Genomic DNA, 26,142 nt, shown 5'->3' with positions numbered 1-26,142 from the left:
TACCGACGCGAGCCGTCCGGCGGCCTCAGGCACGCTGGGCGCTAGGGTGGGCCGGCCGCGCGAGGAGGCGCGGCCCTGACGCGTATGGAGGTGCCATGGCCGCCCCCACCTGGGTCGCCGTGCCGGACGACTCCCTCTTCGGCGTGCACAACCTGCCGTACGGGGTGTTCACCACCGGGGACCGGCCGGGCGAGCGGCGGATCGGTGTGGCGATCGGCGATCACGTGCTCGACGCCGGCGCGGTGGCGGCCGGGCAGGCCGGGGACGACATGGCAGCGCTGCTGGCGGCGCCGTCGCTCAACGCGCTGCTGGCGGCGGGGCGGCCCGCGTGGACGGCGGTGCGTGCGCTGCTCACCGCGTGGCTGACCGACCCGGCCCACCGGCCCGCGGTCGAGCCGCACCTGCTGCCGCGGCCGGAGGTGACGCTGCATCTGCCGTTCGAGGTGGCGGACTACGTCGACTTCTACGCCTCGGAGCACCACGCGACCAACGTCGGCCGGATCTTCCGGCCGGACGGCGCGGCGCTGCCGCCCAACTGGAAGCACCTGCCGATCGGTTACCACGGCCGCAGCGGCACGGTGGTGGTGTCCGGCACGCCCGTCGTACGGCCGAGCGGCCAGCGGCGGGCGCCGGGCGAGGCGGTCCCGGACTTCGGCCCGACGCGGCGGCTGGACGTCGAGGCGGAGATCGGCTTCGTCGTCGGGGGTCCGACCGCGCAGGGCTCGCCCGTGCCGCTCGCCGACGCGGAGGAGCACGTCTTCGGCGTCTGCCTGGTCAACGACTGGTCGGCGCGCGACATCCAGGCGTGGGAGTACGTGCCGCTGGGCCCGTTCCTCGGCAAGTCCTTCGCGACCTCCGTCTCGCCCTGGGTCGTCCCCCTCGACGCCCTCGACGTGGCGCGCGTCGCCCCGCCGGTCCGTGACGCGGCGCTGCTGCCCTACCTCGACGACCAGGACGGTTCCGCCCCGCCGCGCGGCCTGGACATCGCGCTGGAGGTGCGGCTGCGCGGGGAGGTGGTCTCGCGTCCGCCGTTCGCCACGATGTACTGGACGTACGCGCAGATGCTCGCCCACATGACGGTGAACGGCGCCTCCCTGCGGGCCGGGGACCTCTTCGCCTCGGGCACCGTCAGCGGGCCCGAGCGGGCGCAGCGCGGCGCGCTGATCGAGCTGTCGTGGAACGGCGAGGAGCCGCTGGTGCTCGCCGACGGGACGCGGCGGAGCTTCCTGGAGGACGGCGACGAGGTCGTGATCACGGCGACCGCTCCCGGGCCGGACGGCACGCGGATCGGCTTCGGCGAGGTGACGGGCCGGGTGGCGGCCGCGCCGACGTCGCGGTAAGGCCTCGGCGGCGGGCGGGAATTGGGCCGTTCCGGGATCTGTCGGTGCGCCGGGCCGCTGTGATCTCCTGACCCTGTCGCTCCGCCGTCCGCACCCCGGCCCCGCAGGGAACCCATGCCCGAGACGCCGCCCGCCGCCCCCTTGGGGGACACCGGTCGCGTGCCCGCCGCGCCGCTGCCGCGCGCGGTGCGGATCGGGTACGGCCTGGGGTCCCTGGGCACGGGCGCGTTCGGCACGGTGCCGGGGCTGATCCTGCTGTACTACCTGACGAACGTGCTGGCCGTGCCGGCGGCGGTGGCGGGCGCGGCGGTCTTCCTGCCCAAGGCGTGGGACGTGCTGATCAACCCGCTGGTGGGGGCGGCCGCCGACCGCAGCCGGCTGCAAGGGGGTTCACGGCGGCCGTTCCTGCTGGCCGGGGCGCTGACCCTGCCGCCGCTGTTCGCGCTGGTCTTCGCGGCGCCGCCGCTGCGGGGCGCGGCCGCGGCCGGGTACGTGGCGGTGTTCTTCCTGCTGGCCGCGACCGCCTACGCGGTCTTCCAGGTCCCGTACGTGACCATGCCCGCCGAGATGACCGAGGACACCGGCGAACGGGCCCGCGTGCTGGGCTGGCGGGTGGGGTTCCTGGGCGTGGCGATCCTGCTGTCGGGCGCGCTGGCCCCCGCGATCGCGCACGAGAGGGGCGACACCCCGGGGAGCTACCGGCTGATGGGGGTCGTGGTGGCGCTGCTGCTCCTGGCCGGGACGCTCGGCGCCTGGCACTTCACGCGGCGGGCCCCTTCGGTCGCCCGCAGCGCCGCGGAGCCCTCCCTGCGGGCGCAGTTGGCGGTCGCCCGGGAGAACCGGGCGTTCGGCTTCCTGGTGGGGATGTGGGCGCTGCAGGCGCTCGCCGTCGGGACCATGCTGGCGGGGGTGCAGTACTTCGCCACGTACACCCTCGGCGCGGCGGGCGCCGTCACCCCGCTGTTCGCCTGCATGATCGGCCCGTTGGTGCTGGTGATGCCGTTGTGGAACCGGCTGGCACGGGCGCGCGGCGCGAAGTACGCGCAAGTGTGCGCCTCGGTGCTGTTCGCCGGCGCGGCGGCGCTGCTCGCGCTGACCCCGTTGGCGGGTCCGGCGCTGGGATATCCGGCGGTGGCGGCCGTGGGGATCGCCTACGCGGGGCTGCAGTTGCTGCCGCTGACGATGCTGGCCGACACCCTGGCCGCCGACGCGGCACGGACCGGGCGGCGCCGGGCCGCGACCTTCACGGGCCTGTGGACCGCCGCCGAGACCCTGGCGCTCGCCCTGGGGGCCGGGGTCTTCGCCCTGGTCCTGGCGGTGACCGGGTTCCGTTCCTCGGACGCCGCCCACCGCGTCGACCAGCCCGCCGCCGCCTTGACCGGCATCTCGTGGGGCATGAGCCTGCTGCCCGCCGTGCTCGCCGCGGCAAGCCTGTGGCTCCTGCGCGGCTACCGCGAGGAGCCCCCGGTCCCGTCAGTTGCCGCGCCCGAACCCGACCGATCCGCCGAGCCGTCAGAGGACACGAACGACCATGCCCACTGAGCCCGTTCCCTCCCCCGCGCTCCCGTCCGGCCGGCCCGCCGGGGAGGTGCTGTCCGCACTGCGGGCCCTGCGCGCCCAGGACGCCCCGACCCGCGGCGGGCGCACGTTCGCCTATGTCTACGACTCCGGGCTGGCCGGGGTCGACGGGCTCGCCGCGGCGGCGTACGCGGAGTTCGCCACCGTCAACGGCCTGGACATGACCGTCTTCCCCAGCGTGGCCCGGCTGGAGAACGACGTCGTCGGCGCGGCCGTGGTCCTGCTGGGCGCACCCGGCGCGCAGGGCAGCTTCACCAGCGGGGGCACCGAGTCGATCCTGCTGGCCGTGAAGACCGCCCGCGACCACGCCCGCGCCGTGCGCCAGGTGACGGAGCCCCAGCTCCTGCTGCCCTCGACCGCGCACGCCGCGTTCCACAAGGCCGCCTCCTACCTGGGCCTGGAGACGGTGACCGTTCCCGTGGACCGGGAGAGCCTGCGGGCCGACCCGGCGGCCATGGCCGCCGCGATCACCGGCCGTACCGCGCTCGTCGTGGCCTCGGCGCCCTCGTACGCGCACGGGGTGGTCGACCCGGTGCCGGAGATCGCCGCCGCGGCGGCAATGCGCGGGGTGCTCTGCCACGTGGACGCCTGCATCGGCGGCTGGCTGCTGCCCCATCTGCGGCGGGCGGGGCGGGACGTGCCGCCGTTCGACCTGTCGGTGCCCGGGGTGACCTCGCTGTCGGTGGACCTCCACAAGTACGGCTACGCCGACAAGGGCGCGTCCGTGGTGCTGTACCGGGACGCCGAGCTGCGCCGCCACCAGTACTTCGCGCACGCGGGCTGGCCGGGTTACCCCGTGGTCAACCCGACGGTGCAGGGCACCAAGTCGGCCGGTCTGCTGGCACAGGCGTGGGCGGTGCAGCGGCACATCGGTGAGGACGGCTACCGGGAGCTCGCCGAACGGACCGCCCAGGCGGGCGACCGGCTGCTGCCGGGGCTGCGCGCCGTGGAGGGCGTACGAGTCCTGGGCGAACCGCGGGCCGCACTGGTCGCGTTCACCCTGCTGGGGGCGGACGGCGCGCCCGATCTGAGCCTGCTGCTGCACCTGGCCGACGAGATGCGCGACCGCGGCTGGTACCTCCAGCCCCAGTTGTCGTTCGACGGGCTCCCGCCGAATCTGCACCTCACCCTGACCCCGGCGTCGGCCGGGCTGGTCGACGCCCTGCTCGCCGACCTGGACGCGGCCCTGAAGGCGGCGCGGGCCCTGGCCCCGGTGACCGTGGACCCGGCGCTCGCGCAGTTCGCGGCCGGACTCGACCCGGACACCCTGGGACCGGAGGAGGTCGCGGGGGTCCTGGCCTTCGCGGGCCTCGGCGGCGGTACGGGCCTGCCGCGCCGGACGGCACCGGTGCTGATGCTGCTCGACGCCCTGCCGGGCCGGCTCAAGGAGCGGCTGCTGACGGAGTTCGTCGGCTCGGTCTTCCGGGTGTGAGGCCTCGCGGGGGCGCGAGCGTTGCCCCCCGGGCCGGGGGCTCTGGAAGCGCTCCGGAAGGCGCGTTCGGCCGTGGCGCTCGGTCCAGGCTGATCACTCCTCCCGGCGCGGCGCCGGGAGCAGTGCGGCCGGGATGTCGGCCTCCAGGGCGCGCAGGTGCTCCCCGAGCCCCTTGGCCTGCGGGTCGGGACGGGTGGACGCGGCGACGCCCTCCCCGAGCAGGCCGTGGACGACGAAGTTGAGCGCGCGCAGATTGGCCAGCTCCCAGCGGCTCACGCGGAGCCCGGCGGCCTCCGGCACGAGCGCGCGGAGCCGTTCGACGTCGAGCCAGTCCCGCAGCCAGGCGTACGCGGCGTCGCTGCGGGCCCACAGGCCGACGTTGGCGTCGCCGCCCTTGTCGCCGGAGCGGGCCCCGACGAGCAGGCCCAGGGGGGCGCGTACGGTGGGCCCGCCCGGCGCGGGCACGGCGGGCGCGGGAACCGCGACCGGCTCCGGCGCGGCGGCGGACGACGGCGGGCGCGGCACGGGGACGCGGGTGCCGTCGTGGAGCACCACCTCGTGCCGGACCGCCTCGGCCGGGACCAGGGCGGGCCAGTGCACGCCGTACTCGGTGGCCTTGGGCGAGAAGTGCTCCATGTGCAGGCCGGGTGCCGTCGACAGGCCGGTGCCGACCACCGCGGAGAACAGGGCGCGGCCGGCCTTGTCCTTGTCGGCGTCCTTGACGGTGAGGGTGAGCCGGGCGCCGGACGCGGTCGGCTCCAGGTGGACGTCGTACGTCCCGAACCGCTCGGGCCCGCCGGTGGCGTCCAGCAGGGACGCCTCCGCGAACCGGGCCTTGGCCTCGATGTCGGGACCGGTCAGCACGAAGGTCGCCGTGTTGCGGTAGCCGCCGTGGTGGTTGACGCACACCTTGAGGGTGTCGGGGGCGGGCTCGCCGCGGGCGCCGCTCACCAGGACCCGGTCGGGGCCGAGTTGTTCGAGGGTGACGGTGTCGAAGCGGGTGACGACGTCCGGGTTGAGGTAGGCGGGGCGGTCGATCTCGTACAGCAGCTGCGCGGTGACCGTCTCGACGGTGACGGCGCCGGCGGTGCCCTCGTGCTTGGTGATGACGGCGGAGCCGTCGGGGCGCATCTCGGCGATGGGGAAGCCGGGGTGCACGGGGCGCTCGATCTCGGTGAAGAAGGAGTAGTTGCCGCCGGTCGCCTGGGCGCCGCACTCGATGATGTGCCCCGCGGTGACGGCCCCCGCCAGGCGGTCCCAGTCGCCGGGCGCCCAGTCGAAGGCCCACGCCGCGGGGCCGACCACCAGGGAGGCGTCCGTGACGCGTCCGCAGATCACCACGTCGGCGCCGGCGCGCAGCGCCTGTGTGATGCCCCACGCGCCGAGGTACGCGTTGGCGGTGACGGGCCGGACGCCGGCGTCGGCGAGGCTGCGGCCGGTGGCGAGGTGCGCGAACCGGTGGCCCTGCGCCTGGAGTTCGGGCAGGCGCCCGATGAGGTCGTCGCCCTCGACGTACGCCACCGACGGGTTCAGCCCGGCGAGGGCGGCCAGTTCGCCGAGCTTGGCGGCCAGGCCGGCCGGGTTGAGGCCGCCCGCGTTGACGACGACCTTGATGCCGCGCTCCAGGCAGGTGCCGAGGACGTCCCCCATCTGGGCGAGGAACGAGACCGCGTACCCGCCCGCCGGGTCCCGCTGCCGGGCCTTCCACAGCAGCAGCATCGTGAGCTCGGCGAGGTAGTCGCCGGTCAGCACGTCGATGGGGCCGCCCTCGACCATCTCGCGGGCGGCCGCGAGGCGGTCCCCGTAGAAGCCGGAGCAGTTGGCGATCCGCAGGGTGTCTCGTCGCTGGGTCATGTCCCTCGCCGTCGGCGGTGTCTGTCTTCAGGTGTGGTGAACGCGGTGGTGCGGGGGTGCGGTGCGGGGCGAGCGGTCAGGCGGCGGTCGCGCGCAGGGAGTCCACGTGGCGGCGGATCTCCTCCGGCGACAGGTAGATGTCGGTGACCTCGAAGTCCTTCAGGGCGGCCGGCCGGCGCGCCTGGAAGCCGGTGCGCACGAAGTCGTCGCCGGCGACGGCGTTGAGGAACCAGCCCGCCGCCGCCCGGAAGCGGGCGGGGAAGGTGCGCAGCGCGCCGAGGTGGTAGCCGCGGGCCACGACCTGCGCGGGCAGCCCGCTGAGCGGCACGCCCAGCGGCTTGGAGACCGCCTCGATACCGCCGAGGTCCACGACCAGTCCCAGGTCCTTGTGCCGGTACTCCTCCAGCGGGCGGCCGCGCAGGGCCGCGACCACGTTCTCCGCGACGGCCTTGCCCTGCCGCATGGCGTGCTGGGCGGTGGGCGGGCACACGGCGCCGCCGCCGGTCACGAGGTCCGGCACCGCCGCGGAGTCGCCGAGCGCGAACACCCCGTCGGCGCCGGGGATGCGCATCTCGGCGTCGGTGACGAGCCGGCCCTTGACGGTCTCCGTGCCGAGCGTGGTCACCAGCGGGCTGGAGACGACGCCCGCGGTCCAGATCAGGGTGCGGCAGGGCAGCTTGCGGCCGTCGGTGAAGGTGACGGTGTCGGGGGTGACCTCGGCGACGGACACGCCCAGCGACACGTCGACCCCGCGCTCGCGCATGATCTGGAGCGCCTTCAGGCCGAGCTTCTCGCCGAGCTCGGGCATCAGCCGGGGGGCGATGTCGATCAGGTGCCACTTGATGAGCGTCGGGTCCAGGCGCGGGTAGCGCTTGGCGGCGGCCGTGGTGAGCCGCTGCAGGACGGCGGCGGTCTCGGTGCCGGCGTAGCCGCCGCCGACCACCACGAACTGCAGGCGCGACTCGCGCTCGGCCCGGTCGGTGGTGGCGGAGGCCAGGTCCAGCTGGGCGATGACGTGGTCGCGGATGTACGCCGCCTCGGCGAGGGTCTTCATGCCCCGGCCGTACTCGGTGAGTCCGGGGATGTCGAAGGTGCGGGTGACGCTGCCCGGGGCCAGGACGAGGTAGTCGTACTCCTCCACCAGCTCCTCGTCGGTGATCTTCTTGATGACCACCGCCTTGGCCGCCGGGTCCACGCCGATCGCCCGCCCGGGGATCACGGCGGTCCGGTGCAGCATGCGGCGCAGCGGGACCGCGACCGCCTGCGGGGTGAGGACACCCGCGGCGACGTGCGGCAGCAGGGGCAGATAGAGCTGGTGGCTCCAGGGCGTCACCAGGCTGATGTCGGCCTCGTCCGGCGACAGCCGGCGCTCCAGACGGTGCGCGCACTCCATGCCCGCGAAGCCACCGCCGACGACCAGGATCCTGGGTCGGTTCATCACTCGCCTCCCGTGGGACCGTTCGGGCCCGATTCCCTACCCGCGGCGTGTGCGTGTACGCCTCCGGCCACGCTCGCACAGGCCCCGTCCCGGCGCGAACGGAACACCGGGGCGGGCGAGCGGCACGCTACCGGCCGCGACCGGTGGAGCAGAAGAGCCCGGCGCCCCCGTCGCGTGTGCGGTGGTCAGCCCGCGGTGCGGCGCCGGGCGAGCAGCCGGTGGTAGGCCTCCAGGCCGTCGGGGACCCACGCGAGGCGGGGCAGCCGGTCCTCCAGCTCCTCCTCGGTGAGGAAGGCGTGCCAGGCCACCTCTTCCACCTGCGGGGCGACCGGCAGGTCGCAGCGCACCTCGTAGACCCGGGACCACCAGGTGTGGCCGGCGGCCGCTCCGGTCCCCTCGTAGAGGAAGCCGAACAACGGGGTCGGGCGCGGCAGGCCGCTGACGCCCAGCTCCTCCTCGGCCTCGCGCAGGGCGGCGTCGTCGTATGCCTCGCCGGCGCCGACGACACCGCCGACAAACATGTCGTACAGGGACGGGAACACCAGCTTCTGCGGCGTCCTGCGGTGCACGAAGATCCGCCCCTCGGCATCCCTGGCCAGGATGAACACGCAGCGGTGCCGCAGTCCGCGGGCGGTCGCCTCCCCGCGGGTCGCCCGGCCGACGACCCGGTCGTGCTCGTCCACGATGTCCAGCAGTTCGTCGGCCGGGCGCGGTGGGGTGTCCCTGTCGTCACTGCTGTCCGTGCCGTCCGTGCCGTCCATCGAGCGCCCTCCGCCGTGCCGTCCCCGGTGATCCCCGTACGGTGCCACGCTCGCGGGCGTCACGCACCCCTCGCCCGGGCGGAAGCCGGTGGACGCCGGCGGTTGTCCCGGCGTGGGTAGGGTGAGCGGTGTGATCGACGCTGTCCGGAACACCGCGCGGGCGATCGGCCTGTGGTTCGCCCCGGAACGGGTGCGAGCGGAGGGCACGACGCCCGACTACCGGTTCTCGCTGGCGAACGAGCGGACGTTCCTGGCCTGGCTGCGCACGGCGCTGGCACTGGTGGGCGGCGGCTTCGCCGTGGACCAGTTCCTGCGGGACCTGCAGCGTCCCGTCCGGCTGACGCTCGCCGTCGTGCTGGTCGTGGGCGGGGCGATGTGCGCGGTGCGCGCGGTGAACCACTGGGTGCGCTGCGAGCGGGCGATGCGGCGCGGGGACGACCTGCCGGTCTCCCGGTTCCCGGCGCTGCTGGCGGTGGTGGTCGCCGCGATGGCGGTGGCGCTGCTGCTCACCGCCGTGCTGGGGCGGGCCGGCTGATGGACGCCGGCGACACCCCGGAGCGCGATCCCGGGTTGCAGCCGGAACGGACCCGGCTGGCGTGGCGGCGGACGACGCTCTCCTTCGCCGTGGCGGCGCTCCTGGCCGGGCGCGAGGCGGTGCTGCACGGCGTCTCGGCGGTCGTGATCGGCGGGTTGGCGCTGTGCGCGCTGGTGTGGCTGGCCTTCACGGCGGTCGCGCAGCGCAGGATCGCCGTGCTGGACGACGCCCGGCCGCCGGTGCTGACCGGGCCGTGGGCGGCCGGGGCCGTGCTGTGCGTCGTGGCCCTGGCCCTCTTCGGGGCGGCGCTGCTGTTCCTGTGAGGCGGCGCGGCAGCGCACGCGGAAGCTTGGGCACATCAAGCAAATGGTTCACATTGTCAAGTACCTGAGTACACTCGCTGCATGAGCGCCCGGAACGCCCCGACCGCCCCGACTTCGCCGACGTCGCCGACTGCGAATCCGCCCTCGAAGATCCAGCTGCTGGAACTGCTCGCGGTCATCGGTACCGCCCAGTGGCAGGACTTCGCCGCGGCGGCGGCACGGCACGGGCTGACGTCCATGCAGGCGAAGGTGCTCTCCCAGTTGCACGGCCCGGTCCCGATGCGCGGTCTCGCCGAGCGGCTGGTGTGCGACGCGTCCAACATCACCGGCATCGTCGACCGCCTCGAGGCCCACGGGTTCGTGCGCCGCGAGGTGAGCCCCGCCGACCGCCGGGTGAAGAACGTGGTCGCCACCGATCTGGGCCGCGAGACGATGCGCCGGGTACGCGACGAGATGCAGGCCACCCACGGGGCCCTCGACGTCCTCGACGCCGGGGAGCGGGAGGCGCTCTACGGCCTGCTGGAACGGCTGCGCCCCGTCATGGAGGACCGCGCCCGCGGCTGACGTCGCAGCGGCGCGACCAGCGCCCGCACATCGCGGTCGGCGAAGCCGGGCTCCGCGCCGATGACGCGGATCAGGCCCTCGCGCACCGCACGGCCGCGGCCCGCCTCGACGAGTGCGAGCGACTCGGCCAGCGCCGCCGGCAGCCCCGGGCGGTGCCAGGGCTCGGCGGCCCACTCGTCGAACCACCGCCGCGGCGGGAAGCAGGGCTGCAGCTTGTCCTGGTCGTTGCCGAGGTAGGCCCAGACCCAGCCGTCCAGTGACACGCTCGCGGCGTGCCCGGCGGGCAGGGCGCGGGCCCAGCCGCCTTCGCTGTGCTGCTGCCAGCGCCACGTCTTCGGGCTGGTCCGCTCGCGGATCGTCACGCCGACGAAGCGCAGCTTGCGGCGGATCACCGGCCAGGGCTCGCGGCTCTCGGCCGCCCAAGCGGCGAGCGCGCCGTGCAGCACGTCGTACGTCGTGCCCTCGTGCACGACATCGACCAGTGCGACCGGCCGTGTGCGGCGGGCCAGGTCGTACGGGGCGAGTCCGGCGGCCGCCAAGTGCTCACGCAGCCGGCGGGTGTGCGCCGTGCCCCAACGGGCCGAGGACAGCGACAGCGGGAGGCGCAGCAGCCGCCCGTCCCAGGAGGAGCCCTCGAAGGCGCCGCTGAGCAGGTCGTACATGCTGTCCAGGGAGCGCCCGACGAAGCACAGATCGGCGCCGCCGGAGCGGGCCAGCACCTTGCCGGCGCAGTCCGTCAGCTCGGGCAGGAACCACAGCCGGGGCGGCTCGGCCCCGTCGGTCAGCGCGCCCAGGCGGTCCGGGCGGCGTCCGTCGCGGGCCCGCGACAGCGTCCAGCGGTAGGGCTGCGGCGGTGCGGGACGTGCGCCGGGCGGTGAGGTCATGCCGGCCAGTCGACCATGTCCCGGCCCGGCCGGTCATCCGGTTTTCCCTTCGTCCGGTACCGGGGATTCCGCTGCCGCCGCACACGACCGTAGATTCGCTTCCGACACATCAATGCCCGGGAGAGGAAGCCCTGATGACGATCCGTCATCGGACGAGCGACGCGTGGCCGGCCGGCCGCCGGGGGCGGCGGTGCGGGGCATGTTCCTGATCACCGGCATCCCGGCGTCGGGAAAGTCCACCGTGGCGCAGGCACTGGCCGAGCGGCTGCCGAGGTCGGCGCACGTCCGCGGGGAGGCCTTCCGGCGGATGATCGTGGGCGGCCGCGCGGAACCGGTCCCCGCGGACCACGACGACGAGGGCCCCGGCGAGGAGACACTGCGGCAACTGCGGCTGCGGCACACCCTGGCCGCGGCGAGCGCCGACGCGTACGCCGCCGCCGGTTTCACGCCCGTGCTCCAGGACGTGATCCTCGGCGACGAACTGCCGCGCACGATCGCGCTGCTGCGCACCAGGCCGCTGCATGTCGTCGTCCTCGTCCCGCCTCCGGGCACGGTCGCCGCGCGGGAGGCCGCGCGCGCCAAGCGGGTCTACGACGACGTCGTCACCCCCGCCCGGCTGGACCGCGCGCTGCGCTCGGGCACGCCGCGGATCGGCCTGTGGCTGGACACCGGCGAGCAGACCCCGGAGCAGACCGTCGACACGATCCTGCGCCATGCCGGGCCCACGGGCTGAGCCCTCTGGCAGTCTCAGGGCGCGAGGATGTCCAGTTCGCGCAGGGCGCCCACGCAGATCTCCCGCATGAGCCGCTCGGCGGCCTCGGCGTCCCGGGAGCGGACGGCCTCGGCGACCCGGACGTGGAGGGTGACCGCCTCGGGGTCGGGGGCGCTGAACATCAGGTGGTGCTCGGTGCGGCCGGTCAGGACCTCGGCGACCACGTCCCCGAGCCGGGCGAACATCTCGTTGCCGGAGGCCTGGAGGATCGTGCGGTGGAACGCGATGTCGTGGACGAGGTACGCGTCCAGGTCGGCCGCGCGGCCGGCCGCCGCCATCTCGGCGGCGAGGACGGTGAGTTCGCGGCACTGGGCCGGGTCGGCGGCCACCGCCGCGAGCCCGGCGGCGACCGGCTCCACGGCGGTGCGCAGCGTGGTCAGCGAGCGCAACTGGCGGGGCCGGTCAGCGCCGGCCAGGCGCCAGCGGATGACGGCGGGGTCGAAGACGTTCCACTCCTCGGTGGGGCGCACCGTGATGCCGACCCGGCGCCGGGACTCGACCAGGTGCATGGCCTCCAGCACCCTGACGGCCTCGCGGACGACGGTGCGGGAGACGCCGAAGTCGCGCTCGAGCGCGTCGATGCGCAGCACCGTGCCGGGCGGGTGGACGCCGGACGCGATGGCGGGGCCGAGTTCCGCCAGGACCCGGGCGTGCAGGCCGCCGTTCTCTCCCTGCCGATCCATGGCCGACAGCCTATGTCGCATCGCTTCGTATGACGATTTGATGTCGGCCTCTTGAATAAGTAGTACCTATGGCGTTTCCTGAAGGCCGTCACCCGCACAAGGAGGTAGCAGTGATGACCGAGGACGGCCCGCGTCTCCCCCTGGTGGTGGTCATGGGGGTCTCCGGATCGGGCAAGTCCACCGTCGGCGGACTGCTCGCCGGGCGGCTCGGCGTCCCGTACGCCGAGGCCGACGACTTCCACCCGCCGGCCAACATCGCCAAGATGTCGGCCGGGCATCCGCTGGACGACGAGGACCGCGCCCCCTGGCTGGACGCCATAGCGGCCTGGATCACCGGGCGCGGCGGGCACGGCGGCGTCGTCAGCTGCTCCGCCCTGCGCCGCCGCTACCGCGACCGGCTCCGCCGGGACGCGCCCGGCCTGTTCTTCCTCCACCTCGACGGTTCCGAGGAGCTGATCGCCGCCCGCCTGGCCGCGCGGATGCAGCACTTCATGCCGGCCGGGCTGCTGCACTCGCAGTTCGATGCGCTGGAACCGCTCGAACCCGACGAGGCCGGGGCGGTCGTGGCGATCGACGGCGGCCCGCAGCAGATCACCGAGCGCGCCCTGGCGGCCCTCCCCCACTGAGCCGTTCCCCCGCCGCGCCCCTCCCCCCGCTCCCCCCACTCCCCCCACTGACAACGGAGTACGAACGTGTCCGCACTCAGCGCCGAGTTGCTGGCCGCCGCGCCGGCCGCGACCGAGCCGATCACCGGCGCCGGTGACACCCGGCTCGCCGTCGCCGCACTCGTCGGCATCGCGGTGATCGTCCTGCTGATCACCCGCTGGAAGATGCATGCCTTCCTGGCCCTGACCATCGGCACCGGCGTCCTCGGCGCCGTCGCCGGCGCGCCGCTCGCGAAGACGATCACCAGCTTCACCACCGGGCTCGGCACCACCGTCGCGGGCGTCGGCGTGCTCATCGCGCTCGGCGCGATCCTCGGCAAGCTGCTGGCCGACTCCGGCGGCGCGGACCAGATCGTCGACACGATCCTCGCGCGGACCGGTGAGCGCCGGCTGCCGTGGGCGATGGCGCTGATCGCCGGGCTCATCGGCCTGCCGCTGTTCTTCGAGGTCGGCATCGTGCTGCTGATCCCGGTCGTGCTCCTGGTGGCCCGCCGCGGCAACCACTCCCTGATGCGGATCGGCATCCCGGCGCTGGCGGGCCTGTCGGTCATGCACGGTCTCGTCCCGCCGCACCCCGGCCCGCTCGCCGCGATCGACGCCATCCACGCCGACCTCGGCACCACCCTCGCGCTCGGCGTCCTCGTCGCCCTGCCCACCGTCGCGATAGCCGGCCCGCTCTTCGGGCGCTTCGTGGACCGCTGGGTGCAGGTCACGCCGCCCGAGCACCTCACCCCCACCCGGGCCTCGGACGAACTGGACCGGCGGCCCGGCTTCGTCCCGACCGTGGCCACCATGCTGCTGCCGGTCGTGCTCATGCTCGGCAAGGCCCTGGTGGACGTGCTGGTCGACGACCAGGGCAGCCTGGTCTTCCGGATCTTCGACGTCATCGGCTCGCCGCTGATCGCGCTGCTGTCCGCCGTCGTGCTCGCCATGTTCACCCTCGGCCGGGCGGCCGGCTTCACCAAGGAGCGGATCTCGGCCACCGTCGAGAAGTCCCTCGGCCCGATCGCGGGCATCCTGCTGATCGTCGGCGCGGGCGGCGGCTTCAAGCAGACCCTCATCGACGCCGGCATCGGCGACATGATCCTCGGCTGGTCGGACGGCTGGCACATCTCGCCGCTGCTGCTGGCCTGGCTGATCGCCGTCCTGATCCGGGTGGCCACCGGCTCCGCCACGGTGGCCACGATCTCCGCAGCGGGCCTGGTCGCACCGCTCGCCGAGGGCATGACCTCCACCCACTCCGCGCTGCTGGTGCTGGCCGTCGGCGCCGGGTCGCTGTTCTTCTCGCACGTCAACGACGCGGGGTTCTGGCTGGTCAAGGAGTACTTCGGGATGAGCGTCCCGAAGACCCTCAAGTCGTGGTCGGCGATGGAGACCGTCATCTCGGTGGTCGCGATCGTCTTCGTCCTGCTGCTGTCGCTGGTCCTGTAGCCGCCCCGCCGGGGGCTGCCCCACCCCGTCCGGCCTGTGCCCTTCCCTGTTAGGTTCCTCGCGGACCACCAGGAAAGGGCACAACCATGTCATCTCCGTCACCGTCGCAGACCGACGCTCCGTACACCTCCCGGCTCGCGCCGGGCGTGCACGCCTACGTCCAGCCGGACGGCGGGTGGTGCCTGAACAACGCCGGGTTCATCAGCGACGGCCGCACGACCCTGCTGGTGGACACCGCCGCCACCGAGCGGCGCGCCCTGCTGCTGCGCGACGCGCTGACCGCGGCGGGTGTGCCGCAGCCCGACCACGTGGTCAACACCCACCACCACGGCGACCACACCTACGGCAACAGCGTGTTCACCCCGGGCGCCCGCATCGTCGGCCACACGGCGTGCGTCAAGGAGCAGCTGGCCGCCGGGCTCCAACTGCACGCCATCTGGCCGGACGTGGACTACGGCGAGGTGCCCGTCACCCCCGCCACGGTGACCTACGAGGACGAGCTGACCCTGCACGTCGGCGAGGAGGAGGTGCGGCTGCTGCACCCCGGGGTCGCCCACACGCTCGGCGACACCGTGGTGTGGCTGCCCGGCCCGCGGGTGGTCTTCACCGGCGACCTGGTCTTCAACGGCGGGGCGCCCTTCGTCCCGATGGGTTCGCTCGCGGGCTCGCTGCGCGGGCTCGAACTGCTGCGGTCGCTGGACGCCGAGGTCGTCGTGCCGGGCCACGGGCAGGTCTGCGACCCGTCGGTGTACGACACGACCGAGGGCTACCTGCGCTTCGTGACGGAGCTCGCGGCGGACGGCCACAAGGCCGGCCGGGAACCGCTGGAGGTCGCGCGGGCCGCCGATCCCGGCGAGTTCGCGTCGCTGCGCGAGCCGGAGCGGCTGGTCGCCAATCTGCACCGCGCGTACGCGGAGCTGGACGGGCTGCCGCCCGGCTCGCCGCTGGACCTGGTGCGGATCATCACCGACATGGCGGTGCTGAACGGCGGCCGGGTCCCGGAGTGCCTGGCCTGAGGCCCGGGCTCACCAGCGCGGAATGGCGGGGGTGACCCAGCCGGGCTCGGCACGGCGCATGGCCTTGGCGTCGTCGCGGTCGCGCAGGCCGCCGTCGTCGTCGAGCCAGCGGCGGTGCAGGGTCTCCAGGGCCGTCCGGTCCAGTTCCACGCCGAGGCCGGGGGCGTCGGACACCGCCAGCCGGCCGCCGCGGAACTCGTGGCGCAGGGTGATGACGTCCTCGGTCTGCCACGGGTAGTGCGAGTCGCAGGCGTGGTGCAGATTGGGCACCGTGGCGGCGACATGCGTCATCGCGGCGAGGCTGATGCCGAGGTGGGTGTTGGAGTGCATCGACACGCCCACCCCGAACGTGCGGCAGATCGCGGCGAGTTCACGGGTGTTGCGCAGCCCGCCCCAGTAGTGGTGGTCGGAGAGCACGACCTGGACGGCGTCCTGGGCGAAGGCGTCGGGGATCTCCCCGAAGGTGGTGACGCACATGTTGGTGGCCAGCGGCAGGTCGGTGCGGGCGGCGACCTCGGCCATGCGGGCGGTGGTGGAGGTGGGGTCCTCCAGGTACTCCAGGACGTCCCCGAGCGCGTCGGCGACGCGCAGCGAGGTCTCCACCGACCAGGCGCCGTTGGGGTCCAGGCGCAGCGGCATGCCGGGGAAGGCCGCGGCCAGCGCCCGGATCGCGGCGATCTCCTCGTCGGGCGGGAAGACGCCGCCCTTGAGCTTGAACGACGTGAAGCCGTACTCGCGGACGAAGCGCCGGGCCTGCGCCACGATGCCGGCCGGGTCGAGCGCCGCGCCCCAGTCGTCCTTGAGGCCCTGCCCGTCCGGGTGCTCGGCCCAGCGGTAGAAGAGGTAGGCGCTGTAGTCGACGGTGTCGCGCACCTTGCCGCCGAGCAGCGCGTGCACGGGGAGCCCGAGCACCTTGCCGAGCGCGTCCAGGCAGGCCACCTCGAAGCCGGAGACCACCGACAGCAGCACCTTGTCCGCGGTCAGCACGCCGCGCAGTCCGCCGGCGTCCACGGCGTCCGAGGTGTCCTGCGGCGGCGCGCACACCAGTCCCGCAAGCGGCGACAGGTTGTTCAGGTCGCTGACCTCGCATCCGGGCAGCGCGTCGGCGAGCTGCCGGGCGGGCTCCAGGTAGCGGGCGTCGCCGTAGGTCTCGCCGATGCCGGTGACGCCGCTCTCGGTGGTCACCTCGATGATCAACCGGGGCGTGAACGGCTGGTGAACGCCTTGGGTGTTGAGGATCGGCGGGTCGGAGACCAGGACGGGGGTGAGTCGTACGTCCGTGATCGTCAGGTCCCTGCGGTGTGTCATCAACGCCCACCCTCGTCGTTCACATACATGTTTGAGATGCGTCTACCAGAATCGGACCCTAGGTCCCCTCCCCAAAGTCGTCAAGAACGCACAGGTCCGGACACGGATCGCGGGGCGGCCGGGCGCGGTGGGCGGGATCATGGCTGCGAGCCCCGCAGCGGCGCCGGGTGCGGGCGCCCGCGTGCGCGCCTGCCGGTTCCGGCGGCGGACTGGACGACATACCGACTGGTCGGCATGATGTCGGGGACAGGGACGGCAGTGGCGAGGAGCATGATGAGCGGTACGGAGAACCCACCGGGGCTCGACCTGGACCGGCTGCGGCGGTACCTGGACGCGCAGCGGCCCGGCCTGCTGCGCGGCCCGCTCGGCGGCGAGCTGATCGAGGGCGGGCGGTCCAACCTGACGTACGCCGTCGGCGACGGCACCGCGCGCTGGGTGGTCCGGCGGCCCCCGCTCGGCCACGTGCTGGCGACCGCGCACGACATGGGCCGCGAGCACCGCGTGATCAGCGCCCTGCGCGACACCCCCGTGCCCGTCCCCGGCACCGTGATCCTCTGCGAGGACCCGGAGGTCCTGGGCGCGCCCTTCTACGTCATGGACTTCGTCGAGGGCACGCCGTACCGCACCGAGAAGCAGCTCACCGCGCTCGGCCCCGAGCGCACCCGCGCCATCGTGCTGGCCCTGGTGGACACCCTCGTCGCCCTGCACGCCGTCGATCCCGGTGCGGCCGGGCTCGGGGACTTCGGCCGCCCCGACGGGTTCCTGGAGCGCCAGCTGCGCCGCTGGGGCAAGCAGCTCGACGCCTCGCGCAGCCGCGACCTGCCCCGCATCGACGAGCTCGCCGCCGCCCTGGGCGCGCGGCTGCCCGCCTCCGGACCGCCCGCGGTCGTGCACGGCGACTACCGGCTCGACAACGTGCTGGTCGGCTCCGACGACACCATCGGAGCCGTCCTCGACTGGGAGATGTCCACCCTCGGCGACCCGCTCACCGACCTCGGCCTGCTGCTGATGTACGGCGAGCTGCGCCCCACCCCCGGCACGCCGGTGTCCGTCACCGGCGGCGCCCCGGGCCACCCCTCCGCCGCCGAGCTGCTGGAGCGCTACGCCGCCGGATCGGGGCGCGATGTGTCGTCGGTGGCCTGGTACACGGCCTTCGCGTACTTCAAGCTCGCCGTGATCCTGGAGGGCATCCACTACCGCTACACCCTCGGCCAGACCGTCGGCGCCGGCTTCGACCGGATCGGCGCCATCGTCCCGACCTTCATCGACAACGGCCTGCGCACCCTTCAGGAAGGCTGACCATGGACTTCGCGTACGACGCCAGGACCGAGGAACTGCGCGAGCGGCTGCTCGCCTTCATGGACGAGCACGTGTACCCCGCCGAGCCGGTCTTCCACCGGCAGCGCGAGGAGGCCGAGGGCGACGCGGTCTGGTCGGCGCCCCCGGTCGTCGGGGAACTCAAGGCGAAGGCGCGGGAGCTGGGCCTGTGGAACCTCTTCCTGCCCGGTGAGCGCGGCGCCGGACTGACCAACCTCCAGTACGCGCCGCTGGCCGAGATCACCGGCCGCAGCCCGCACCTGGCCCCGCCCGCCCTCAACTGCGCCGCGCCGGACACCGGGAACATGGAGGTGCTCAGCGAGTTCGGCACCGAGGAGCAGCGCAAGACCTGGCTGGAGCCGCTGCTCGCCGGGGAGATCCGCTCGGCCTTCGCGATGACCGAGCCGGACGTGGCCTCCTCGGACGCGACGAACATCGAGACCCGAATCGTGCGGGACGGCGGCGACTACGTCATCAACGGCCGCAAGTGGTACATCTCCGGCGCGATGAACCCGCTGTGCGCGATCTTCATCGTCATGGGCAAGACCGATCCCACCGCCGACCGGCACCGCCGGCAGAGCATGATCCTCGTGCCGCGTGACACGCCCGGCCTCGAAGTGCGGCGCGGCATGCGGGTGTTCGGCTACGACGACGGGGACCACGGCGGCCACGCCGAGGTGGTCTTCCACGACGTGCGCGTGCCCGCGGAGAACCTGGTCGGCGAGGAGGGCGGCGGCTTCGCCATCGCGCAGGCCCGGCTCGGGCCGGGCCGGATCCACCACTGCATGCGACTGATCGGCATGGCCGAGCGCGCGGTGGAGCTGATGTGCCGGCGTGCCACCGGGCGCGTCGCGTTCGGCAAGCCGCTGGCCGCGCAGGGCGTCGTCCAGGAGTGGATCGCCGAGGCCCGTGTGGAGATCGAGCAACTGCGGCTGCTGGTGCTCAAGACCGCCTGGCTGATGGACACCGTCGGCAACCGCGGCGCGCACACCGAGATCCAGTCCATCAAGATCGCCACCCCGGCGAAGGTGGGCCTGATCCTCGACCGCGCCATCCAGGTGCACGGCGCGGGCGGCGTCAGCCAGGACTTCCCGCTCGCCGAACTGTACGCGGCGGCCCGCACGCTGCGCCTGGCCGACGGGCCCGACGAGGTGCACAAGCGGTCGCTCGCGCGCCGCGAACTCAAGCGGTACGCCCCCCAGGAGGGCTGAGCGGCACACCGACGGCGAGGCGCCCCCGGGTCCCGTACCCGGGGGCGCCCCCGTGTGCGGGAGCGGTGCGCCGCCGGTGCGCGGCCGGTCAGCGCGGAACGCGACGGTGTTCCCACGGACGGGCCGCAGGGGCCCGGCACCGCGGACCGAGGAGCCCGACATGACTGCATCGACCGCATCCCTTGCCTCCACCGCCCTGAGCGGCAAGACGGCACTGGTGACCGGGGGTTCGCGCGGCATCGGCCGCGCCGTGGCACGCCGCCTTGCCGCCGAGGGCGCCCTGGTCGCCGTCCACTACGGCACCGGCAAGGAGGCCGCCGACGAGACGGTGGCCCTGATCAACGAGGCCGGGGGCCGGGCGTTCCCGGTCGGCGCCGACTTCGCCTCCGCCGACGCGGCGGACCGCCTCTTCGGCCAACTGGCCGCGGGGCTGGGCGAGCGCGGGCTCGACATCCTGGTCGGCAACGCGGGCATCGCGTCCACCAGCCCGATCGCCGCCGTCACCGAGGAGGAGTTCGACCGCCTCTTCACGATCAACGTCCGCACCCCGTTCCTGGTGACCCGGCGCGCGATCCCCCTGCTCAACGACGGCGGCCGCATCGTCACCATCGCCTCCACCGCCACCCGCGTCGCGGTCTCCACACAGATCGCGTACACCATGGCCAAGGCGGCGCTGGAGAGCATGACCCCGTCGCTGGCGAACGAACTGGGCGGCCGCGGCATCACCGTGAACACCGTCGCGCCCGGCGTGATCCGCACCGACATGACGGCAGGGCACACCGCGGTCCCGGAGGCCGCCGCCCAGCTCGCCGCGATCACCGCCCTCGGCCGCCTCGGCGAACCCGAGGACGTGGCCCGCACGGTGGCCTTCCTGGCCGGCCCGGACGGCGCCTACGTCACCGGCCAGCGCATCGACGTCTGCGGCGGGCTGTGGCTCGGGCCGATCATCCCCCGGCAGTGAGGTCCGGGGTTCCCCCGGCGGTCCGCCGGCGGCCCGACGCACACCGGTCGACGCGTTCGCCGGTCCCCCGGTCGGGACCGGCGGACGTACGGCTTCGGCCGGGGCCGTGTGCCGGCTGCGGACGTGGAACGGTGCCTGACGTCGGGCGGCGTGGCCGCCTCACCCCGGATTTCCGTCCCGGAGAACGCCGGGGCTGTGGCGACCGGCCGACTCTCCCGCTCTCCCGCCACCGCGTCAGGGGTGAGCCGACCGAGACGTTCCTGTCCCCTGCGGGGAGGTGCGCCTGCCCGAGGGGCCAAGCCCGCGGGTCGGCACGCCGGAACGCGCTCGCGCGGAGTGCGGACGACACGCCGTCGTGGACCGGCCGGACCGAACCCGCCGAGCCCGCGACCGGGTCGACCGGTCCACGCGCCCCGGGTGCCCAAGCCCGGCCGTTTTCAGCGTCCTCGCCCCACACCATCAGGAACCCACCGGACCGGACCCGCCGGGCCCGCCACGGGGGCCCTGTCGGGCTACGCGGCGCGGGTGCCCGCGCCGACCGGTTCGGCCTCCGGGATGAGGCGGACCTCGCCGGTGCCGGGACCGGCGCGGCGGGTGGCGCGCAGCAGGCGGGTCGCCGAGAGCACGGTGGCGGCCACCAGCAGCAGGTTGCGCGCGGTCAGCACCGCGATCGCCAGGGCGGAGCCGTCGAGCAGGTCGCGGAAGAGCAGCGGGAAGTCCAGCGTCGTCAGCACGGTCGCGGCGACCAGGAGGACGGCGACCGGCCGCTGCGAGGTGCCGCGGTGCAGCAGGCAGACGGAGGCCAGGCCGATCAGCCAGATCAGGTACTGCGGGCTCAGGACGCGGCTGGTGACGACGAAGAGCAGCACCGCCGTCAGCGCGGCGTCGGGCAGCACCCACGGCGCCCTGCGGTCGGCCCGCCGCCACCACCACAGCAGCCAGCAGAAGGCGAGGACCGAGCATGCCTCGCTGACCCAGACCGCCTCGCGGATCCACGGGCCGACGAACTCCATGGAGCCGTCACGCGGCATCCACTGGCCCGACCAGCCGAAGTGCCGGGCGATGTGGAACGGCAGCGCCGCCGTCGCCTCGACCTCGATGCCGCGTTCGCGCTGCGCGGCCAGGAAGTCGAAGGCCCCGGGCATGGCGACGGCGAAGCCGAGCGCGACGGCCGCGGCGGTGGCGGCCGCCGTGAGCAGCGCGGTGCGGGCGCGCGGGCCGGCCCGCAATCCGCTGAGCAGCAGCAGCGGCCAGGCCTTGACCATGGCGCCGAGCCCGACGAGCACGCCGAAGGCGAGGTCGGCCCAGCGGCGCCGGGTGCCCGCGGCTATCAGCGCGCCCATGGCCATGGCGGTCACGAAGACGTCGAAGCGGCTCCAGGGCAGGGTGATCAGCAGCGGCAGGCCGCCGATCCACAGCCACGCGGCCGCCGTGCCCGGCCCCTTGCGGAGCAGCACGGCGGTCACGGCGGCGTCGCACAGCGCGCAGCACACGATGAACGCGTGGCCGTAGTCCAGCACCGGCACCAGGCTCGGCGCGAGCAGCGGCAGCGCGGCGCCGGGCGGGTACTGCCAGGTGACGTCGGCGACGGGGAAGACTCCGGTGCGCAGCACCGCGTACCAGCCCGTGTAGACCTGCGAGACCGACGGGTCGAGGTCTCCGAGGCCGCTGAACGGGCCGAGGCGCAGCGACGCCCCCACGAGCAGCAGCCGGGTCACCGCCCAGGCCGTCCACTGCCCGCGTGCGTCAAGGCACCACCGCATCGTTTCGTTTCTCCCCTGTTCGGCGGTCCGGCCTCTGGAGAAGAGACGATGGAAACGACGCAGAGGTTGCCCGGCGGTAATCAGTTGTTGACGACCACCAGTCGTCCCGTGGTCGTCCCGTCCGCGACGCGCTGCACGGCGTCGGCGGCGCCGGTCAGCGGGACGCGCTCGCTCACCAGGGGCCTGATCGCGCCCTCGGCGGCCAGCCGGGTCAGTTCCTCGTGGCAGCGCCGGACGGCGGCCGGGTCGTGGGTGTTGTACAGGCCCCAATGCAGGCCGACGACCGAGTAGTTCTTCACCAGGGCGTGGTTGAGCCCGGGGCTGGGGATGGTGCCGCTGGTGAAGCCGACGACGACGATGCGGCCCTCGAAGGCGATGCATTTGGTGGAGCGGGTGTACGCGTCGCCGCCGACCGGGTCGTACACCACGTCGGCGCCGCGGCCTCCGGTGGCCTCCTTGACGACGGCCACGAAGTCCTCGCTGTGCCGGTCGACGACGACGTCGGCGCCGAGTTCCCGGGCGGTCTTGGCCTTCTCCGGGCCGCCGACGACACCGATCACGGTGGCGCCCGCCGCCTTGCCGAGCTGGACGGCGGCACTGCCCACGCCGCCCGCCGCGGCGTGCACGAGCAGGGTCTCGCCGGCCCGGAGCGCGGCGCGCCGGTGCAGGCCGAACCAGCCGGTCTGGTAGCCGATGTGGAGGGCGGCGGCCTCCGCGTCGTCCAGCGCCTCCGGCGCGGGCAGCACGCCGGCCGCGGGGACGACGGCCCGCTCGGCGAAGGCTCCGCCGGGCAGCGCCGCCGGGGTGATGACCCGGTCGCCGGCGCGGTGTCCTTCCACACCCTCACCGACGGCAGCTATCTCGCCGCAGAACTCGACGCCGGGGGTGAACGGCAGCGGCGGGCGCACCTGGTAGTGGCCGCGGCACAGCAGCGCGTCGGGGAAGTTGACGGCGGCCGCGCGCACCGTGAGCAGCAGCTCGCCGGGGCCGGGCTGCGGGCCGGGGACGTCCTCGAGGCGCATCGCATCGCGCGGCTCCCCGTTCTCGTGCACTCGCCATGCCTTCATGCGGTCGGCTCCCGGCTCCTGTTCAGGGCTGCCGCACGGAGTGCAGCAGCATGTCGGCGAAATCGGCGGCGACCTGGTCGGCGGACAGCGGTCCGTCCTCGCGGTACCAGGTGCCGAGGTGGTGCACCGCGCCGAAGAAGAAGTCGACGACGAGGTCGGGCCGGGCCTCCGCCCGGAACACCCCCTCGCGCTGTCCCTCCTCCACCAGGGCGCGGAACTTCTCGTGGTAGCGGCGGCGGTCGGCGCGCACCGCCTTCTGCTTCTCCGGGCTCAGCTGGTGGATGGACCGGAAGAAGATCTTGGTGTCGTCGAGGTTCTGGATGCTGGTGACGACGACGTCGGCGGCGGCCTCGACCAGGCGCCGCTGCACCGGCTCGTCGCGGTCGGCGATCGACTCCAGGCGCTCCATCTGCAGCCGCAGCACCCGGCCGTAGATCTCGTGCAGGAGGTCGTCCTTGCTACCGAAGTAGTGGTAGAGCGCGCCCTTGGTCACCCCGGCGGCCTCGACGATCTCCTGCACGGACGTCCGGTCGTAGCCGCGCTCGGCGAAGAGCCGGGTGGCCTCGGCGAGCAGCCGCTGCGGGACGGCGGTGGCGGCCGCCTTGGGTGGTGTCGTACTCCGTGCCATGGCCTGCCCTTTCTCCGTTCCGGTGCGCGGGACAGCGTACCGAGCGGTATGTCGTCAGTCCGCGCGTGCCCGCAACTCCCGGCGCAGGATCTTGCCCGTGGCGGTCTTGGGCAGCTCGGGAAGGACCTCGACGGTGCGGGGGTACTTGTACGCCGCGAGCCGGTCCTTGCAGTGCGCGATCAGCTCCTCCGCCGAGGCGGCGGCGTCCGGGCGCAGGCTGACGTACGCCTTCACCGACTCGCCGCGGTAGGTGTCGGGGACGCCCACGACGGCGGCCTCGCGCACCGCGGGGTGCGTGTAGAGCGCGTCCTCGACCTCGCGCGGCCACACCTTGAAGCCGGAGGCGTTGATCATGTCCTTCTTGCGGTCGACGACGTAGACCCAGCCGTCCTCGTCCATGAAGCCGATGTCGCCGGTGCGCAGTTCGCCGCCGGGCAGGGCCGCGGCGGAGGCCTCGGGGAGCCGCCAGTACCCGGGGACGACCATGGGGCCGCGCACCGCGATCTCGCCGTGCTCGCCGAACGGCACGTCCGCGCCCTGGTCGTCGACGATCCGCACGAGGGTGTCGGGACCGGGGACGCCGACCGAGAGCGTGCCGGAGACGGGGTCGACCGGGGCCTCCAGGCCGGGCGGGGTGCTGGTGGCCGGGGCGGTGCACTCGGTGAGGCCGTAGCCGTTGCGCAGGTAGTGGCCGAAGCGCGCCCGGAAGGCCTCCACCAGGGCCGGCGGCAGCGGCGCGCCGCCGGAGTACAGCAGCTGGAAGGAGGCGAAGTCCTCGGGCACGGCGTCCGGGTGGGCCATGAGCGCCATGTAAGCGGTGGACGGCCCGACCATGTAGGCGGGGCGGTGCTCGCGGAGCGCGTCGAGGACGACGCCCGCCTCGAAGCGGTACGCGAGGGCGACCGTCGCGCCCGCGGCGATGCCGGCGGCGAGCTGGCAGACCATGCCGGTGATGTGGAACAGCGGCGCCAGCGCGAAGATCGTCGCGCCGTCCGGCAGCACGCTGTGGGCGCGCTGCCGGTCGGCGTTGAAGCTGATGTTGCCGTGGGTGTTCATCGCGCCCTTGGGGACGCCGCTGGTCCCCGAGGTGTAGCTGATCAGCGCGATGTCCTCGCCGGTGAGCCCGGGATCGGGCAGGGCGGGGCCGACGGTGCCGGCGTGGGCGGCGGAGAGCAGGTCCTCTGCGTCCTCGGCGGCGTACCGCTGCTTCGGCAGGACCCGGTGGTCGTCGCGTGTCTGCAGGTCGAGCTCGCTGGTGGTCAGGGCGATGCGCACCGGGGAGTCGGCGGCCGTCTCGCGGATGTACGCGTCCCAGGCCCGCTCGGAGCACACCAGCGCGGCCACCTCGGCGTCCCGCAGGATGTGGCCGAGCTCGTGCTCCTTGTACATCGGGTTGACCGGGACGACGCTGCCGCCGGCCTTCCAGGCGGCGAGCAGGGCGACGGCGAACTGCGGGATGTTCTGGAGGACGATCGCGAGCCGGTCGCCGCGCACGAAGCCGCGTCCGACGAGGTGCCGGGCGAGTCCGTCGGAGAGCTCGTCGAGCTCGCGGTAGGCGATCCGGGCGTCGAAGTACGCGAGCGCGGTGCGGCCGGGCACGCGGTCCACGGTGGCGCGGAAGGCGTGCAGCAGCGTCGGCGGCGGGTCGGGGAGGGCGCGCAGCTCCTCCCGGAAGTGCTGGAGCCAGGGCTTGCTGTCGTACGAGGTCATGCCGCGCCGCCCTCCTCCACCTTGCGCTGCACCCGGTTCATGGCGTCGATCCAGTGGTCGGTGTCCCCGGCCCGGGCGGCGTAGTACCCGGCGGCCTCGGGGTGCGGCAGGATCAGGAAGCGCTCGTCCGCGATGCCCTGGAGCACAGCGTCCGCGACCTGCTCCGGCTCGATGGCGCCGGGCGCGAGGACGAGTTCGCCCACGGGGCCGGCCGAGCGCAGCATGTCGGTGCGCACGCCCTGCGGACAGACGGCGTGGACGCGGACGCCGCGGTGACGGTAGGTGACGGCCAGCCACTCGGCGAAGGCGAGGGCGCCGTGCTTGGTGACGGAGTACGCCGCGTCTCCGACCATGGTGAGCAGTCCGGCGGCGGAGACGGTGGCCACGAAGCGGCCCTCGCCGCGCTCCAGCCACTCGGGGAGCAGTTCGCGCGCCGCCCGGACGTGGGCCATGACGTTGACGTCCCAGACCCGCTGCCAGACCTCGTCGTCGGCCTCGGGGCCGGCCATGGCGCCGGTGCCGGCGTTGGCGCAGAACAGGTCGATGCGGCCGCCCAGCGCCTCGCGGGCGGGCCCGACCACGCCGGAGGCGTCACCGACCACGCAGCTGCCGCCGATCTCCTCGGCGACGGCCTCGGCGGCGGCCTTGTTCAGGTCGTTGACGACGACACGAGCGCCCTCCGAGGCGAATCTGCGGGCGAGCGCCGCACCGATCCCGCCTCCCGCACCGGTGACGACCACCCGGGCATCGCGCAGCGCTTCCATCGCGTCTCCTTCGACTCGTACGGCTCCCTCGCATACTAAGCGGTCGGTCACAGAGAGGGAAGGTCAAGCCCGCGGCAGCACCGGACATCGCCCGAGCGGCGCAGCCGGCTCCCGCGGCGCGCACGGGCCGGGGCCCG

Annotated in this window: 24 protein-coding genes; 13 read left to right on the top strand and 11 right to left on the bottom strand. The window is 74.1% G+C overall.

The window, feature by feature from the left end; all coding sequences use genetic code 11:
• Positions 1-95 precede the first annotated feature (95 nt).
• From fahA to ABZ883_RS16245, 3 genes are all read left to right on the top strand, one after another.
• Entirely contained in the window at positions 96-1,340 is a 1,245-nt protein-coding gene (gene fahA / locus ABZ883_RS16255; RefSeq protein ID WP_360906284.1) for a fumarylacetoacetase, read from the top strand.
• Positions 1,341-1,454: 114 nt separating this feature from the next.
• The gene (locus ABZ883_RS16250; protein ID WP_360906283.1) at positions 1,455-2,882 is read left to right on the top strand and encodes an MFS transporter; all 1,428 of its coding nucleotides are present in this window, start codon (positions 1,455-1,457) and stop codon (positions 2,880-2,882) included.
• Positions 2,872-4,350: an aminotransferase class V-fold PLP-dependent enzyme gene (locus ABZ883_RS16245; protein WP_360906282.1), complete on the top strand. Its 1,479-nt coding sequence runs from the start codon at positions 2,872-2,874 to the stop codon at positions 4,348-4,350. Before ABZ883_RS16250 ends, ABZ883_RS16245 begins: the two co-directional genes overlap by 11 nt.
• Positions 4,351-4,443: 93 nt before the next feature.
• Here the strand turns inward: ABZ883_RS16245 and ABZ883_RS16240 are convergent, their stop codons facing one another.
• The 3 genes from ABZ883_RS16240 to ABZ883_RS16230 form a co-directional block, all read right to left on the bottom strand.
• Positions 4,444-6,204 (bottom strand): acyclic terpene utilization AtuA family protein, encoded by a 1,761-nt coding sequence (locus ABZ883_RS16240; protein WP_360906281.1) that lies wholly within the window; start codon positions 6,202-6,204, stop codon positions 4,444-4,446.
• Positions 6,205-6,280: 76 nt separating this feature from the next.
• Positions 6,281-7,642: an NAD(P)/FAD-dependent oxidoreductase gene (locus ABZ883_RS16235; RefSeq protein WP_360906280.1), complete on the bottom strand. Its 1,362-nt coding sequence runs from the start codon at positions 7,640-7,642 to the stop codon at positions 6,281-6,283.
• A 185-nt stretch (positions 7,643-7,827) separates the two neighbouring features.
• Positions 7,828-8,403 (bottom strand): NUDIX domain-containing protein, encoded by a 576-nt coding sequence (locus ABZ883_RS16230; protein ID WP_360906279.1) that lies wholly within the window; start codon positions 8,401-8,403, stop codon positions 7,828-7,830.
• Between the two features lie 130 nt (positions 8,404-8,533).
• Between ABZ883_RS16230 and ABZ883_RS16225 the strand changes: the two genes are divergently transcribed.
• From ABZ883_RS16225 to ABZ883_RS16215, 3 genes are all read left to right on the top strand, one after another.
• The gene (locus tag ABZ883_RS16225; RefSeq protein ID WP_360906278.1) at positions 8,534-8,938 is read left to right on the top strand and encodes a DUF202 domain-containing protein; all 405 of its coding nucleotides are present in this window, start codon (positions 8,534-8,536) and stop codon (positions 8,936-8,938) included.
• Positions 8,938-9,261, top strand: a complete 324-nt coding sequence (locus ABZ883_RS16220; RefSeq protein ID WP_360906277.1) for a DUF202 domain-containing protein — start codon at positions 8,938-8,940, stop codon at positions 9,259-9,261. Before ABZ883_RS16225 ends, ABZ883_RS16220 begins: the two co-directional genes overlap by 1 nt.
• Positions 9,262-9,342: 81 nt before the next feature.
• On the top strand, positions 9,343-9,825 hold the full coding sequence (locus ABZ883_RS16215; protein ID WP_360906276.1) for a MarR family transcriptional regulator: 483 nt from the start codon (positions 9,343-9,345) through the stop codon (positions 9,823-9,825).
• Here the strand turns inward: ABZ883_RS16215 and ABZ883_RS16210 are convergent.
• A complete protein-coding gene (locus ABZ883_RS16210) occupies positions 9,771-10,709 on the bottom strand; it encodes a hypothetical protein (protein ID WP_360906275.1) in 939 nt (312 codons plus the stop codon). The genes ABZ883_RS16215 and ABZ883_RS16210 overlap by 55 nt on opposite strands.
• 199 nt (positions 10,710-10,908) lie before the next feature.
• On the opposite strand from ABZ883_RS16210, the gene ABZ883_RS16205 reads away from it, so the two are divergent.
• The gene (locus ABZ883_RS16205; RefSeq protein WP_360906274.1) at positions 10,909-11,442 is read left to right on the top strand and encodes an AAA family ATPase; all 534 of its coding nucleotides are present in this window, start codon (positions 10,909-10,911) and stop codon (positions 11,440-11,442) included.
• 14 nt (positions 11,443-11,456) lie between these two features.
• On the opposite strand, the gene ABZ883_RS16200 is transcribed toward ABZ883_RS16205, so the two are convergent.
• Positions 11,457-12,164 carry an FCD domain-containing protein gene (locus tag ABZ883_RS16200; RefSeq protein ID WP_360906273.1) on the bottom strand — a complete coding sequence of 236 codons (708 nt, stop codon included), beginning with the start codon at positions 12,162-12,164 and terminating at the stop codon, positions 11,457-11,459.
• A 113-nt stretch (positions 12,165-12,277) separates the two neighbouring features.
• On the opposite strand from ABZ883_RS16200, the gene ABZ883_RS16195 reads away from it, so the two are divergent.
• The 3 genes from ABZ883_RS16195 (at position 12,278) to ABZ883_RS16185 (ending at position 15,276) form a co-directional block, all read left to right on the top strand.
• On the top strand, positions 12,278-12,790 hold the full coding sequence (locus ABZ883_RS16195; protein WP_360906272.1) for a gluconokinase: 513 nt from the start codon (positions 12,278-12,280) through the stop codon (positions 12,788-12,790).
• Positions 12,791-12,856: 66 nt separating this feature from the next.
• Positions 12,857-14,260, top strand: a complete 1,404-nt coding sequence (locus tag ABZ883_RS16190; RefSeq protein WP_360906271.1) for a gluconate:H+ symporter — start codon at positions 12,857-12,859, stop codon at positions 14,258-14,260.
• 86 nt (positions 14,261-14,346) lie between these two features.
• Positions 14,347-15,276, top strand: a complete 930-nt coding sequence (locus ABZ883_RS16185; protein WP_360906270.1) for an MBL fold metallo-hydrolase — start codon at positions 14,347-14,349, stop codon at positions 15,274-15,276.
• Positions 15,277-15,285: 9 nt separating this feature from the next.
• Here ABZ883_RS16185 and ABZ883_RS16180 read toward each other — a convergent pair whose 3' ends face one another.
• A complete protein-coding gene (locus tag ABZ883_RS16180) occupies positions 15,286-16,584 on the bottom strand; it encodes a glucarate dehydratase family protein (protein WP_360906269.1) in 1,299 nt (432 codons plus the stop codon).
• A gap of 273 nt (positions 16,585-16,857) precedes the next feature.
• On the opposite strand from ABZ883_RS16180, the gene ABZ883_RS16175 reads away from it, so the two are divergent.
• The 3 genes from ABZ883_RS16175 (at position 16,858) to ABZ883_RS16165 (ending at position 20,073) form a co-directional block, all read left to right on the top strand.
• Positions 16,858-17,883, top strand: coding sequence for a phosphotransferase family protein (locus ABZ883_RS16175; RefSeq protein ID WP_360906498.1), 1,026 nt, complete (start codon positions 16,858-16,860; stop codon positions 17,881-17,883).
• A 2-nt stretch (positions 17,884-17,885) separates the two neighbouring features.
• A complete protein-coding gene (locus tag ABZ883_RS16170) occupies positions 17,886-19,112 on the top strand; it encodes an acyl-CoA dehydrogenase family protein (protein WP_360906268.1) in 1,227 nt (408 codons plus the stop codon).
• Between the two features lie 160 nt (positions 19,113-19,272).
• The gene (locus ABZ883_RS16165; RefSeq protein ID WP_360906267.1) at positions 19,273-20,073 is read left to right on the top strand and encodes an SDR family oxidoreductase; all 801 of its coding nucleotides are present in this window, start codon (positions 19,273-19,275) and stop codon (positions 20,071-20,073) included.
• 512 nt (positions 20,074-20,585) lie between these two features.
• Here ABZ883_RS16165 and ABZ883_RS16160 read toward each other — a convergent pair.
• The 5 genes from ABZ883_RS16160 to ABZ883_RS16140 form a co-directional block, all read right to left on the bottom strand.
• On the bottom strand, positions 20,586-21,836 hold the full coding sequence (locus ABZ883_RS16160; RefSeq protein ID WP_360906266.1) for a glycosyltransferase family 87 protein: 1,251 nt from the start codon (positions 21,834-21,836) through the stop codon (positions 20,586-20,588).
• An 80-nt stretch (positions 21,837-21,916) separates the two neighbouring features.
• On the bottom strand, positions 21,917-22,903 hold the full coding sequence (locus ABZ883_RS16155; RefSeq protein ID WP_360906265.1) for an NADPH:quinone oxidoreductase family protein: 987 nt from the start codon (positions 22,901-22,903) through the stop codon (positions 21,917-21,919).
• 22 nt (positions 22,904-22,925) lie between these two features.
• Positions 22,926-23,531: a TetR/AcrR family transcriptional regulator gene (locus ABZ883_RS16150; protein WP_360906264.1), complete on the bottom strand. Its 606-nt coding sequence runs from the start codon at positions 23,529-23,531 to the stop codon at positions 22,926-22,928.
• Positions 23,532-23,585: 54 nt separating this feature from the next.
• Entirely contained in the window at positions 23,586-25,241 is a 1,656-nt protein-coding gene (locus ABZ883_RS16145) for a long-chain fatty acid--CoA ligase (RefSeq protein ID WP_360906263.1), read from the bottom strand.
• Entirely contained in the window at positions 25,238-26,005 is a 768-nt protein-coding gene (locus ABZ883_RS16140) for an SDR family oxidoreductase (protein ID WP_360906262.1), read from the bottom strand. The genes ABZ883_RS16145 and ABZ883_RS16140 overlap by 4 nt, the downstream gene beginning before the upstream one ends.
• Positions 26,006-26,142 lie beyond the last annotated feature (137 nt).

The organism is Streptomyces sp. NPDC046977, from assembly GCF_040644455.1.
Classification (GTDB): Bacteria; Actinomycetota; Actinomycetes; order Streptomycetales; family Streptomycetaceae; genus Actinacidiphila.
The sequence above is the reverse complement of the archived record's forward strand: the minus strand, read 5'-3'. Positions and strand labels throughout refer to the sequence as shown.